The sequence below is a fragment of the uncultured Campylobacter sp. genome (assembly GCF_938002845.1).
GTDB lineage: Bacteria > Campylobacterota > Campylobacteria > Campylobacterales > Campylobacteraceae > Campylobacter_B.
On the sequence record NZ_CALKZP010000028.1, the window covers coordinates 98,972 to 111,644 of the forward strand.

Sequence of the window (12,673 nt, forward strand, 5' to 3'; positions counted from 1 at the left end):
GCAAAACCACGAAACGGAGAGCAATGAAACAAGTTTTAATCATCGCAAGCGGAAAGTTTGCGCGCCATTTTTTATCCCAGGTTTATAAGATCAAAGACGTCGTACATAATTACCGCGTCGTCGCAAAAAGTGCGCTTAGCGTCCCCGAGGCGCTGCAAAAAGAGCAAAATTTCAGCATCGAAATTTTTGATCCCACGAGCATTGAGCGGCTACGCGTGGTGCTGAGCTTGGCGGAATTTGATCGCTGCATAATGATAATGGATGATGAGTTTGACGCCAAGGTGACGCTAGAAAATTTAAAGACGCTTGCTCCCGATCTGGAGCTTTACGCAGCCGATTTTTGGGGGCTTTTGCGCGAGAATAAAAACGAAGCTCACGTAAAAATCGTAAATACTCTCGCGTTAAATTCCTCGCGCTTCATCGGCTTTTTGCCGGACAGTCCCGTTTTTGCTGATAACATCGGGCTTGGACGCGGAGAGATAATGGAGGTAAAAGTGCCCGTAGGAAGCTCGTTCGCGTATAAAAAAATCAGCACGCTTTCTAATGCCAAATATCAAATTCCGATGATCTACCGTCACAATAATTACATCGTAACGACGCCCGGCTCGCGGATATATCCGAATGATACGATTTTAGTCGTTGGTGAGCCTAGTGCGCTGCGAGCGGTGTTTGCTGAAGTAAAAAAGCAAAGCGGGCAATTTCCATCGCCGTTTGGGCTAAATATTTTCGCGCTAATCGATATGAAAAAAATGAGCGGCGACGAGATAGCTAGGACGGTTAGGGCGCTTGAGTTTTTGGATTTGCATATTAGAAATCATAAAATTTATCTGCGAATTTTAAATCCTCTGCTAAACGACGCTTTTGGCGAGCTTAAAGCTCTGTGTGAGCGGGATAAATTTGAAATTCTCATCGATTACTCGGGCGAGCTAAATTTAAAGCGCGACGTGAGCGAAAATAAAGCGGGTTTGGTAGTTTGCTCAAGCGGAGTTTTCGAGGCGAAAAAAGCAGCACTTAAAGCGCTTGAAATTCCGGTGTTAAGCCTTGGAGAGGGCGAGCTAAAAGATGTGCGTAAAAGCGTCGTGCTAAGTGCCGGCGAGCGGCTTCGCGAGGAATCAAGTATCGTCTTTGACATCAGCTCGCAGCTAGGGCTAGACGTGTATTTGTATCTTTTCGGCGAGAGCGAAAAGGGCGAGTTTGCGCAAAGCTACGTGAGCTTATCGAAGCTTTTTAAGCAGAGTTTATTCGTGATTCCTTGCGAGCGACAAAATCCGATTTTAGCGTTAGGCAGCGAGCGAGATCTGCTGCAGTTCGTGCCATTTAATGATAGAATTTTGGCGCGCAAGCTCACATCTATTTTCAATCAGGATTTGGATCAGATGTATTTTAAACTCGGCAAAAATCATCAAATTTTTATCCCGAGCGATTACGGGTATGAAAAGTAATCGAAATTTATGTTACAATTACCCAAAAATCAAAGGCTAGCGTATGAAAATCGATCTTAATTTAGGTAAAAAATACAGCGTTTTTATCGACGAATTGCATAGTTTAAAACTTAGCGGTAAGGTCGCTATCGTGACAAATCCCAAAGTGGGGGGGCTGTGGCTTGATTTCTTACTGCAGCGGCTAGATTGCGAGCAAAAATTTATCATCACGATCCCGGACGGCGAGGAGTATAAAAATACCGCGAGCGTGGAGCAAATCTTAGAGCAGCTTTTCAGCTCCAAGCTTGACCGCAAAAGCACGCTCATTGCTCTTGGCGGCGGCGTCATCAGCGATATAACGGGCTTTTGCGCGAGCATTTATGAGCGCGGTATCGATTTTATCAATATACCTACGACCCTGCTAGCGCAAGTAGATGCAAGCGTCGGCGGTAAGACGGGCGTGAATAATCGCTTCGGCAAAAATTTAATCGGCTCATTTTATCAGCCGCGCGCGGTTTATTGCGAGAGTAAATTTTTATCGACGCTTCCTGCGCGGGAGTTTGTCGCAGGCGTTGCGGAGGCCGTAAAGATGGCGATATGCTTTGATGTCGAACTATTTAAATTTTTCGAGACTCACGATCTAAAAAGCGCCGATGAAATTTCGCACGTAATCGCTCGTTGCGTGGAGATTAAAGCAAACGTTGTAGAGCGAGACGAGCGCGAAAGCGGCGTGCGTGCGGTGTTAAACTACGGACACACCTTTGCTCACGCTATAGAAAAAATTACTAATTATAAAAAATTTTTGCACGGTGAGGCTGTAGCGATCGGCATGGTGATGGCAAATGCTTTGGCGCGGCGTCTCGGTAAACTAAGCGGCGAACAGGAGGAGCAGATCCGTAAAGTGCTTCAAAAATTCGCGCTTCCGATAAAATTTCACGTAAAGGATGCGGCGGAATTTTACGAGCTGTTTTTTCTTGATAAAAAAAGCGAAAATGGCAAGATAAAATTTATCCTGCCCGATGGTATTGGTAAATTCTACGCTTCCAAAGAGATCGCAAAAGATGAAGTAATCGCAACGCTGAAAGAGTTTGAATGAGAGCGCTTGCAGCTATTTTTTTGATTTTTAATCTTGCATTTTGCGAGGCAAATTCTACGCTCTCCGCCGCGCATACGCGCTTAGAATCTAACGCTAGCTCCGCCGCTAGTGAGAAGAAAGATGAAAATTCCAAGATATCCGCGTCGCTAAAAGATCAGATCCGTGTTATTGACGATGAGATCAAAAATAATATCTGGGTCTCTCGCTTTTCAAATTTCATCGGCTATCAAAATTTACAAAAGCAATCCAGCCAGCTCGAAGCGGAGCTAAAAAAGAGCGCCGGCACCGATAAGATCGCAGAGATTCAAAAAAGACTCCGCGCCGTAAAAGAGCAGCTCATACTGCTAAAAGAGTATGAAAAATCCCCGTTTTTAGATATCATCGCGATGCCCGAAACTCCCGAGCCCGCTCGCATTACAAATCCTTTTTCGATAATTTCGGGTTTTTCTACGATTAGAAATTTGCAAGCTCAAAAGATGGAGCAGAAAAACGCCATCGAAAATATTAAAGCTTTAATCGATAAACTTGAAGCAAAAAGGGCGCTATATGAGCGTTTGATGCAGATTGATACGGACGCAAGCGCCGCGGCGGAGCTTAAAAGCTTAGATTACGAGCTTAGCGAGTTTAGCTCCGCGTACGAGATCGCGCAGACTACATACGACGTTTACGAAAAAAAGATCAACTCCCAAATCGCCGTGCAGACTGCGGATATAAAAGCTCAAATCAAGCGCGCGGGAAACATCGCCGTATGGATACTCGTAGTCATTGCGCTGTCGTTTTTATGCAAGGTAGTGGCGAAAAAATATATCAAAAACGACGAGAATTTTTATATCGTAAATAAAGCTATCAATGTTTTAAATTTCACGCTGATTGCGCTGATACTGCTATTTTCTTACATCGAGAATATGACGCATTTCGTAACGGTTCTTGGCTTTGCCTCGGCAGGTCTTGCGATTGCGATGAAAGATATGTTTATGAGCTCTTTAGGTTGGCTTACGATCGTGCTTGGCGGCAGCTTTCGCGTGGGCGATCGCATCAGGGTGCATAAAAACGGCGAGACCTACGTAGGCGATATCATCGACATTTCGGTGCTTAGGATGACGATTTTCGAGGACGTTACTATGACTACGTGGAGAGAAAATAAACGCGCAGGCAGGGTAATTTTCATACCGAATAATTATATTTTTACCGATCTTATCTCAAACTACACCCACAGCGGACTTAAGACCGTCTGGGACGGCATTAGCATACTTTTAACATTTGATAGCAACCATAAAAAGGCGATGTATCTCATAAAAAACATCGTGCGAAAGTATTCCAAGGGCTACACCGACATCGCCAAAAAGCAGATGGGCAAGCTTCGTTCGCAATACAGCATCAAAAATCCAAACGTCGAGCCTAGAATTTTCAGCTTTTTTGAGCCATACGGCATTGAAATTTCGGTTTGGTATATGACGAACTCTTACGCGACGCTCGGGCTTCGCAGCAACATTTCGGCTGAAATTTTAGACGCCCTAAGAAGCGAGCCCGACATCAAGATCGCCTATCCTGCATACACGCTTTTTAATGGTAAAAACTATATGGCGGCAGGCGGAAATTTTGCGGCGCAAGATCTCGGCTCCGAGCAGCAAGGCTCACAAAATTTAAACGCAGCGGCACAGGGCGCGGGCTTTGCCACAGGAAGCGGATCCGGGAGCGAAATTTGAAAATTTATTTTAAAACGTTTGGATGCCGCACAAATATCTACGACACGCAGCTTATCAAAAGCAACCTCAAATCGGGCGAGATCACGCACGACGAGCAGGGCGCGGACGTCGTCGTGATAAACTCCTGCACCGTTACGAACGGCGCCGACGCAGATGTGCGAAACTACGTAAATAAGATGAACCGCCTCGGCAAAAAGATATTGCTAACCGGCTGCGGCGCGGTATCGCGCGGCGAGGAGCTGTATAAAAACGGCGCGGTTTTCGGCGTGTTTGGGATGTCGCAAAAGGAAAAGATCGACGAGTTTTTAGGCTCGGAGTCGAAATTTTACGATATCGGAGGTCTTGACGGCGTCGAAAAGAATCTGGTAAGCGACTACGAGGATCACACCAAGGCCTTTATTAAAATTCAAGAGGGGTGCGATTTTAACTGCAGCTATTGCATAATCCCCTCGGTGCGCGGCCGCTCGCGAAGCAGCTCTGAAGACGCGATCTTAAAAGAGGCGGCGAGCCTTGCCGCAAACGGCTTTAACGAGATCGTGCTAACCGGCACCAATATCGGAAGCTACGGCAAAGCCGCGGGCACGAGCCTGGGCGCGCTGCTTCAAAAACTGGGCGCGATACGCGGAATTCGCCGTATCCGCCTAGGCAGCATTGAGCCCTCGCAGATAGATACGAGCTTTCGCGAAATTTTATCCGAGCCGTGGCTCGAGCGGCATCTGCATATCGCGCTTCAGCACACTTCGCAAAAGATGCTAAGCATAATGCGCCGCCGAAATTCCGCGCTAAGGGATTTGGAGCTTTTTTGCGAGCTTACGGAGCGCGGATTTGCGCTGGGGACGGACTTTATCGTCGCGCATCCGGGCGAGAGCGAAGAAATTTGGCTCGAAGCGGTGGAAAATTTCAAAAAATTCCCGCTCACGCATCTGCATGCTTTTATCTTTTCGCCGAGGCAAGGAACCGCTTCGGCGTCGCTAAAAGGCCGCATAGACGGCAAAACGGCGAAGGCGCGGCTAAAGATGCTGCAGAACATAACGGCGCTGAATAATTATAAATTTCGCCTTTCGCACAAGGTACCGCTAAATGTGCTGATCGAGCGGAAAAACGGAGAGTTTTATGAAGGATATGATCAATTTTATGATAAAATTTGGATCAAAAGCGATGAGGATTTGTCGAAAAAATGGATGGAGATAAGAGATTATGAGGTTAAATTTGATGGAAATTTTGCATAAAATCAAAAAAAGCAAGCTAAATATAGTTCTGATTTTTTTAGTGCTGCTTATCGTTTTGCTCTCGATCGTTTATTTTAAAGACGATTCGCGATACATCACCGAGCGCGAATTTAGCGAGCTAGTCCGCACAGATCAGATCAAACGCGCGCATATCGAGGACGGCACGCTAAGCTTCGTTTACGACGGCAAACGCTATAAAATTTTAACCGATATCGTTAATTTAAAAGAGCTCTCCAACCACGCTTTGATTACTAAGGAAGAGGATAACGAAAGCGGCGGTATCAGCGCGATCTTGGTAATTTTTACGTTCGCATTTTTTCTCTTCGTGTATTATTTTGAAACCGTTTTGGCGCGGCGCCGCAGGATGGACGGCGTAGGCACTGCGCGTCAAGGCGGCGCAAATGCAGAGCTCGGCGATCTTTCGCCGAGCGTTAGCGACGTAAGATTTAGCGACGTCGCGGGCATCAGCGAGGTCAAGGACGAACTCATAGAGATCGTGGATTTTTTAAAAAATCCCGCAAAATACCGAAATTTCGGCATCAAGCTGCCGAAAGGAATTTTAATGATCGGCGAGCCGGGCGTCGGTAAAACGCTTATCGCAAAAGCCGTAGCCGGCGAGGCGGACGTGCCGTTTTTTTACCAAAGCGGCGCAAGCTTCGCCGAGGTCTTTGTGGGCGTCGGCGCTAGGCGGGTTCGCGAGCTGTTTGCGAAGGCCAAATCCTGCGCGCCTGCGATTATTTTTATCGACGAGATTGACGCGGTCGGCGGCAAGCGCGGTATCGGGCGCAACGACGAGCGGGAAGCGACGCTAAATCAGCTGCTGACCGAGATGGACGGATTTGAGGAAAACAGCGGCGTGATGGTAATCGGCGCGACCAATAAAATAAATTTGATCGACGATGCGCTGCTGCGCTCGGGGCGCTTTGATAGGCGCGTTTTCATCGGGCTTCCGAACTACAAAGACCGCATCGAAATTTTAAAAATTTATCTCGAGGGTAAAAGATGCAGCGCGAATATCAACAAAGTAAGTCGCCTCTGTGTGGGCTTTAGCGGCGCGGGAGTAGCGACGCTGGTAAATGAAGCTGCGATCAACGCTCTTAAGCGCGGCAGCGATACGATCGAGCTTAGCGATTTTGAAAATGTGCGGATGAGGGTCTTTTACGGCGTGCAAAAAAGTAGAATTCTAACCGAATACGAAAAGGAGATCCAGGCGTTCTATCAGGGCGCAAAGGCGCTTAGCGCGTATTGGTATTCGTTTGATTTCGAAAAAATAGAGCTTTTAAACGATAAATTTTTAAACGAGGATTTCGAGATCGAATCCAAAACGCAAATTTTAAATCAAATCAAAGTGCTTTTAAGCGGCATGGCGGCGCTACAAATCCATAAAAACGACGCTTTTTCAAATTCTGCTAGCGACGTAAAGCAGGCTATCGCGCTGGCGCAAAAGATGGTTTTTGAGCTCGCGATGGGCGATAGTTTCACCCCTAGCGCGCAGAGCGTGAATAAAATTTTGCAAGATTGCTACGACGAGGTAAGCGAGATAATCCGCACGATGCAGGATAAGCTAAATCAAATTTCAAAGCAAATTTTCGTCTATGAGTTCATAACTTTCGAGGATGTTCAAAAGATCTGCGAATCTGATGGTGTGGAGCAAGAAGGCGTCTCCGCGCAAGAGCAAGATTTGCAAAAGCTGGAAAAAGATAGCGAAAGCTCTGAAGAAAAGCCGCAAGACGGCACGCTAAATTTCGATTAAATTTTAAAATTCCAATAAAGGAGAGGAAAATGGTAAAAATAGGTGTTTTAACAATAAGTGATCGCGCTAGCGGTGGCATTTACGAAGATTTGGGAGGCAAAGAAATAATTGCCGTTATGGATGATTGGCTAACTTGCGAGAAAGAGTATTTTTATGAAATAGTTCCAGATGAGCTAGAGCTGATCAAAGATAAGCTGATTTATCTTTGCGACGAAGCGGGTTGTGATTTGGTGCTAACTACGGGCGGTACGGGCCCTGCTCCGCGCGATGTAACGCCTGAAGCGACCGAAGCGGTAAGTGAGAAATTAATGCCAGGCTTTGGCGAATTAATGCGCGCAGAGAGCCAAAAGATCGTGCCTACGGCAATTTTATCGCGTCAGATAGCAGCGATCCGCAAAAAATCTCTGATTATAAATTTACCGGGTAATCCAAAAGCGATTAAAGAGTGCCTTCTACCAGTGTTTCCTGCCGTGCCGTATTGTATTGATCTAATGGGAGGGAATTACATAACAGCGGATGAAAATAAGATAAAGATATTCCGTCCTAAACGCAAATAATTCGCAAAATTTAGCAGGAATTAAATGATTTATGATATTATTTGGGCACAAATTTAAGGAAAAATATGAAAATAAATCACAACGATATTTTGGAATTTCATAAATATTTTAGCAAAATCAGCCACAGCAAAGGTCGTATTCGCATCCGCGTAAGTCCTAAAATTAGGGAGTTGCGAGATAGCGTAAGCGAGGAGAGTCTGAAAGCTAAAATAGCTGCAATTCGCGGGATAAAAGAGTATAAATTTAACTCTCTAATCGGCTCGCTGACGATTCATTACGACGAAAATATTTTTCCGATGCACCTTTGGGAGCAGTTTTTAAGCGGCATCAGTTCGCCTGAGCTAATAGCGCTTGTAAATTCCAATATAGAGGCGATTTCTTGAGCGAAGAAGCATTACGTAGTACTAAAAAATCGCGCAAAATTTTTAATAAATCTCGGAATTTAAATGAGGCACAAATTGCAGATATCGCTCTTTTGCTTGAAAAAGAGGCGCAAATTTTGCAGTTTTATTCGCTGGGTGCAGTTAAATTTCAAGATAAAAAGTTAGGAGAAATTCTATCTTTACGAGCTGGATTACTTGAGCGGATGCTAGACTTTGCAAATTCTTGTGGGCTTGGCGCTATACCTCCTGAAAATAGCAGTGAGGCACTGGTTGCAAAAGGTATGAATGAGTTTTTGGCTTCGGCGCTTTTGATAGAAAAAAGCTCTATGATGTTTTATGACGATCTAATTAATTCGTGCAAGAACGCGGAATTTAAAGAGCTGCTGTATAAGGCACAGGCGGTTTCGTATAATGAAATTTTGCCGATTTTAAAAGAATTAAATTCTAAATGCGAGGCTGATTTAAATTCTTTGAATTTCGCTGATTTATTAAACGAAATTTTTAAAAATCCGCAGGAATTAGAGCGGATATTTCAAAAATACGATTTGCAAAATATCTTAAATAGCGCATTTTCCAATTTAATTAAAGGAATTTTGCAGAAAAATTAAATTAGGATTGCAAAAATCTAAAAAAGTCGCTATAATATCAAAATCTATGTAAAGTTGATAAAATGACTTTATAATCTTAACACAAGGAGAATGAAATGCCGATCCCATTTCTAGCAGGTTTTGCGCTTGGTTGCGCGGCGGTTTATGCTTATAACAATCGAGATAAAATTAAAGAAGGTGCGAATAAAATCGTGAGCAGTAAAAGCGTCGAGGAGCTGAAAAATAGCGTCAAAGGCGGAGCGGAAAAATTAAGCAAAAAATCGAAAGAAATTTTTGCGGAAGCCAAAGAAGGTCTAGACGATGTCGCTGAAGCGGTAAAAGGTAAAAGAAAGTCTGGCGGTAAAAAAGCTGCGACAAGTAGCGCCAGCACTGAGACTAGCACTGCAAAAAAAACTAGAAAAAAACCGGGACCGAAACCGGGATTTAAAAGAACTAAAAAATCCACTGCGAGCGCTAAGACTGGCGTAACACCGGTAGGTGAGACATCCGCAGCATCTGCTACTCCGCTTAATATCCCGCAGATCGTAAAAATGGACGACAATTCTTCGGCTAAATTTACGTCCGCAGACGACAAATCAGAAAAATAGAGGCCTAAATGAATAGATCACTTACGACACAGCGTTCGCCGCTGGATCACGTTTTAAGCGGCGCTATAGCAGGGGCGATCGGCGGTTGCGCCGTAGAGCTCGTTAAAGCCAAAGAAGGCAAGAGCAAATCTAAAGCGATTCGCGATGCGTTAGATATCGCGCTAAGCGGCGGTATCATCGGCGGCGGCGCGATTTACAGCGCAAATAAGCTCGTACAAGGCGAGTATCTACGCGCAGCGGCAGGCGTCGCAGTATGCGTAGGCGCGCTCATTGCGGGTAGAAATTTTATTCTTAAGGTAGGCAATGAGTAATCCATATATCACAAAAAAAGATTTGAAAGAAATTCTAGACGATTACGATTTTGGTGGCAACAAATATGCTGGCGGCTCTGCGGGTAGCTTTGCCGGCGATGAAAAGCTCGGCGGTTGGGCCAAATGGATAAACGAGCGGGTAAATTCTACACCTTTTAATAGCTCAGCCTCCGACAATGGCTCGGATAATAAAGATTCCGCCGCTCAAAGCTCAAGTGATGTAAATTCTACTCAGGGCTCCGCTTTCGGTGGAATTTTTAATTCCTTGGGTGGCAGGCAAAACGCGAACGGCTTATTCGGTAACAACTCATTTATCACAGGTATCGTTCTAGGGGCCGCAGCGACTTATTTTCTCACCGACGAAAATGCGCAAAAAAAGCTTTTTAAGCTCATCGCAAAGGGCACCGAGATGTTTCAGATGGGCATCGAAGAGATGAAGGAGCGATTCGAAGACGCCAAGGCAGAGATGCAAGAGTAGTCAATGCAAAATTTTAAAATTTTACATGAGACCAAAACTAGACTACGCATAAAGGTCGCGGGCTTTAAAGGGCTCGATACGAGTGCACTGCAAAGAGTCGCTGCGAGGCTTGAAGGCGTAACGGAAGCTAGATTTAACGCTAAAATCGGCTCTTTGATCCTTAGGCTTGACGCTGGTGCGAATAAGGCAGGAATTCTAAAGCAACTTGCGGCTTTAAATTTAAGCGAGCTAAAATCAATTATCCCCGCTAACCATAAAAATTTGCCAAGCAAAAATGAATTTATCTTAGCGCTTCTTGCGTTGGGCGGAAATTTAATCTTCCGCGCTTCGCCTTTAGCGCGCGCATTTAGCATCGTGGCGTGCATGCCTATTTTAAAAGAGGGCATTAAAGAAAGCTTTCATCACGGGCTTACTTCAAAGGGCTTGGAGGCTGCTGCTGTAGGGATTTCGCTCGCGCGCGGAGATATCTTTGCTGCAAACAGCACCAACGCGATGCTCGCTCTTGGCGAATACATGGAGGAAAGCACCGTTTATAAAAGCGACGATCTAATCCGCGAGCTAGCCCGCCCGGACATCGCCGAGGCGTGGGTCGAGATAGATCAAGACGGCAAAAAGATCGAAGTCAAAATCGCAACTTCCAAGCTAAAGGTGGGCGACATTGTGGTCGTGGGCGCAGGCGACGTCATAGCCGTGGACGGGCACGTCGTAAGCGGCGAAGCGATGATAAATCAAGCCAATATGACGGGCGAGTCGGTCGCGGTGAAAAAATCTCGCGGCGATAGCGTGCTAAGCGGCACGATCGTGGAGGAGGGCAGGATCCGTATCTGGGCGGAAAACGTCGGCGAAAACACCTCCACGCAGCGCATCAAGCACTACATCACGGCATCTCTTAACGAGCGCTCCAGCATCGGCATGCATACGACCCACCTAGCCGACAAGCTCGTGCCGGTAACCTTCGGGCTTGCGGGCGTGTCCTATCTGATAAATCGAAATTTTATGACCGTGGCTTCGGTGCTACAGGCGGATTACTCGTGCGCGCTTAAGCTACCTACGCCGGTTGCTTTTAAGTCAAGCATTTCAAAGGCGGGCAAAAACGGGATTTTGATCAAAGGCGCCAAGGCCCTTGAGTCGCTTGCGAGCGCCGACACCTTCGTATTCGATAAGACGGGCACGCTTACGTACGGCAATCTGGAGGTCGCAGAGATCATATCGTTTGACGAGAGCTTTAGCAAAAACGATATTTTAAATTTAACCGCGAGCGCCGAGGAGCATTACTTTCACCCCGTAGCCGAGGCGATCGTGGATGCGGCTAAAAAGCACGGCTTTATCCACAAGCACCACGACGAGGTGGAATTCGTCGTCGCTCACGGCGTAAAGACCAGTATTGAGGGCAAAAAGCTCATCATCGGCTCGCGCCACTTCCTGGAGGATGACGAGATGATCTCGTTTGCGGCGCATGAGCAGACCGTCGATCTTGCGATGCAAAAGGGGCTCGCGCTGCTTTACATCGCATTTGACGGCAGACTTTTGGGGCTCATCGGACTTAGAGACGAAGTGCGCGCAAACGCCTGCGCCGTCATCGCTAGGCTCCGCGAGTTGGGCGCTAAACAGATCGTCATGCTAAGCGGAGACGTAAAATCAAAAGCCCACGCCGTAGCCAAAAAGCTCGGCGTAGATCGCTATTACGGCGAGCTGCTGCCGACGCAAAAGACCGAAATTTTAGAGCAGTTAAAAGCCGAGGGGCGAAAGGTGGTCTTCGTGGGTGACGGCATAAACGACGCGCCGAGCCTGATGAAGGCGGACATCGGCATCAGCATGCTAAACGGCGCAGAGATCGCCAAGGCTTCCGCGCAGATCGGACTTTTGAAAAACGACATCGAGGGCGTCGCGCAGGTAAAGGCGCTGGCTAACGACACACTGCGGCTCGTAAATCGAAATTTCAACGCCACCGTGGGGATAAATTCGATCATTTTATTTTTGGCGACCTTTGGCGCGCTAAGTCCCGTAGCTACGGCGCTGCTGCATAACGGCACGACGATAGGCCTACTACTGAATTCTATCAAAGGGGTAAAATTTGAGCATTGAAGATAAAATTTTGGATCTAAATTTTCAGCGCAAAGCAGCTAAAACGGCGCTCGGAGTGAGTATGGGCATCACGGCTCTAACCGCGCTGAATATGAACTCGCGCATGTCACAGCTGCATAAAATTTCCGGGCTAGTGATGCTGGGATGCGCGATCTGGCACGCTAGCCTTTACGGCTCGCCGTACAGCGAGTTTTTGCAAAATAGAAAAGCAAAGAGTCAGGGCAGAAAGAGATCCGTAGCAAATTTAGCCTTGGAAAATCTGCCGGACGGCAAAAGCGCTCCTGCAAAAAGTGCTCCCGCGAAAAGAAAGCCTCGCGTGCGCAAAAGCGCCTAGCGGCATAGTGCGTCGCGGCTTTTGAAAGTGCAAAGATAAACTCTAAAGCCGCTAAATTTCTTTAAACGCAGCCGCCGAATGAAACGTCGCAAGCGGTGAAATTTGCGCCGTTTGCGACTAAATTT

General features: G+C 46.5%; 13 protein-coding genes. All 13 read left to right on the plus strand.

The window, feature by feature from the left end:
- The first annotated feature begins 23 nt into the window (after window positions 1-23).
- The 13 genes from Q0224_RS04010 (at window position 24) to Q0224_RS04070 (ending at window position 12,548) form a co-directional block, all read left to right on the plus strand.
- On the plus strand, window positions 24-1,442 hold the full coding sequence (locus tag Q0224_RS04010; RefSeq protein ID WP_297949288.1) for a TrkA C-terminal domain-containing protein: 1,419 nt from the start codon (window positions 24-26) through the stop codon (window positions 1,440-1,442).
- 43 nt (window positions 1,443-1,485) lie between these two features.
- Window positions 1,486-2,517 carry a 3-dehydroquinate synthase gene (aroB, locus tag Q0224_RS04015; RefSeq protein WP_297949290.1) on the plus strand — a complete coding sequence of 344 codons (1,032 nt, stop codon included), beginning with the start codon at window positions 1,486-1,488 and terminating at the stop codon, window positions 2,515-2,517.
- Window positions 2,514-4,223 (plus strand): mechanosensitive ion channel family protein, encoded by a 1,710-nt coding sequence (locus Q0224_RS04020; RefSeq protein ID WP_297949293.1) that lies wholly within the window; start codon window positions 2,514-2,516, stop codon window positions 4,221-4,223. Before aroB ends, Q0224_RS04020 begins: the two co-directional genes overlap by 4 nt.
- Entirely contained in the window at window positions 4,220-5,452 is a 1,233-nt protein-coding gene (mtaB, locus tag Q0224_RS04025; protein WP_297949295.1) for a tRNA (N(6)-L-threonylcarbamoyladenosine(37)-C(2))-methylthiotransferase MtaB, read from the plus strand. Before Q0224_RS04020 ends, mtaB begins: the two co-directional genes overlap by 4 nt.
- Entirely contained in the window at window positions 5,421-7,205 is a 1,785-nt protein-coding gene (locus Q0224_RS04030) for an AAA family ATPase (protein ID WP_297949297.1), read from the plus strand. The genes mtaB and Q0224_RS04030 overlap by 32 nt, the downstream gene beginning before the upstream one ends.
- A gap of 29 nt (window positions 7,206-7,234) precedes the next feature.
- Window positions 7,235-7,762 carry a molybdopterin adenylyltransferase gene (mog, locus tag Q0224_RS04035; protein ID WP_297949299.1) on the plus strand — a complete coding sequence of 176 codons (528 nt, stop codon included), beginning with the start codon at window positions 7,235-7,237 and terminating at the stop codon, window positions 7,760-7,762.
- Window positions 7,763-7,827: 65 nt separating this feature from the next.
- Window positions 7,828-8,145: an HMA2 domain-containing protein gene (locus tag Q0224_RS04040; protein WP_177386684.1), complete on the plus strand. Its 318-nt coding sequence runs from the start codon at window positions 7,828-7,830 to the stop codon at window positions 8,143-8,145.
- Window positions 8,142-8,753, plus strand: coding sequence for a hypothetical protein (locus tag Q0224_RS04045; protein ID WP_297949301.1), 612 nt, complete (start codon window positions 8,142-8,144; stop codon window positions 8,751-8,753). The genes Q0224_RS04040 and Q0224_RS04045 overlap by 4 nt, the downstream gene beginning before the upstream one ends.
- Before the next feature lie 95 nt (window positions 8,754-8,848).
- Window positions 8,849-9,340, plus strand: coding sequence for a hypothetical protein (locus tag Q0224_RS04050; RefSeq protein WP_297949303.1), 492 nt, complete (start codon window positions 8,849-8,851; stop codon window positions 9,338-9,340).
- A gap of 8 nt (window positions 9,341-9,348) precedes the next feature.
- Window positions 9,349-9,651, plus strand: coding sequence for a Cys/Met metabolism pyridoxal-phosphate-dependent enzyme (locus tag Q0224_RS04055; RefSeq protein ID WP_177386687.1), 303 nt, complete (start codon window positions 9,349-9,351; stop codon window positions 9,649-9,651).
- Window positions 9,644-10,129 carry a hypothetical protein gene (locus tag Q0224_RS04060; RefSeq protein ID WP_297949305.1) on the plus strand — a complete coding sequence of 162 codons (486 nt, stop codon included), beginning with the start codon at window positions 9,644-9,646 and terminating at the stop codon, window positions 10,127-10,129. The genes Q0224_RS04055 and Q0224_RS04060 overlap by 8 nt, the downstream gene beginning before the upstream one ends.
- 3 nt (window positions 10,130-10,132) lie before the next feature.
- Window positions 10,133-12,214: a heavy metal translocating P-type ATPase gene (locus Q0224_RS04065; RefSeq protein WP_297949307.1), complete on the plus strand. Its 2,082-nt coding sequence runs from the start codon at window positions 10,133-10,135 to the stop codon at window positions 12,212-12,214.
- The gene (locus Q0224_RS04070) at window positions 12,204-12,548 is read left to right on the plus strand and encodes a hypothetical protein (RefSeq protein WP_297949309.1); all 345 of its coding nucleotides are present in this window, start codon (window positions 12,204-12,206) and stop codon (window positions 12,546-12,548) included. The genes Q0224_RS04065 and Q0224_RS04070 overlap by 11 nt, the downstream gene beginning before the upstream one ends.
- Window positions 12,549-12,673 lie beyond the last annotated feature (125 nt).

Excerpts from the sequence above, each read along its gene's own strand:
- Q0224_RS04010 (WP_297949288.1), top strand. The coding sequence starts at position 24 with ATGAAACAAGTTTTAATCATCGCAAGCGGAAAGTTTGCGCGCCATTTT.
- aroB (WP_297949290.1), top strand. The coding sequence starts at position 1,486 with ATGAAAATCGATCTTAATTTAGGTAAAAAATACAGCGTTTTTATCGAC.
- Q0224_RS04020 (WP_297949293.1), top strand. The coding sequence starts at position 2,514 with ATGAGAGCGCTTGCAGCTATTTTTTTGATTTTTAATCTTGCATTTTGC.
- Q0224_RS04030 (WP_297949297.1), top strand. The coding sequence starts at position 5,421 with ATGAGGTTAAATTTGATGGAAATTTTGCATAAAATCAAAAAAAGCAAG.
- mog (WP_297949299.1), top strand. The coding sequence starts at position 7,235 with ATGGTAAAAATAGGTGTTTTAACAATAAGTGATCGCGCTAGCGGTGGC.
- Q0224_RS04040 (WP_177386684.1), top strand. The coding sequence starts at position 7,828 with ATGAAAATAAATCACAACGATATTTTGGAATTTCATAAATATTTTAGC.
- Q0224_RS04050 (WP_297949303.1), top strand. The coding sequence starts at position 8,849 with ATGCCGATCCCATTTCTAGCAGGTTTTGCGCTTGGTTGCGCGGCGGTT.
- Q0224_RS04055 (WP_177386687.1), top strand. The coding sequence starts at position 9,349 with ATGAATAGATCACTTACGACACAGCGTTCGCCGCTGGATCACGTTTTA.
- Q0224_RS04060 (WP_297949305.1), top strand. The coding sequence starts at position 9,644 with ATGAGTAATCCATATATCACAAAAAAAGATTTGAAAGAAATTCTAGAC.
- Q0224_RS04065 (WP_297949307.1), top strand. The coding sequence starts at position 10,133 with ATGCAAAATTTTAAAATTTTACATGAGACCAAAACTAGACTACGCATA.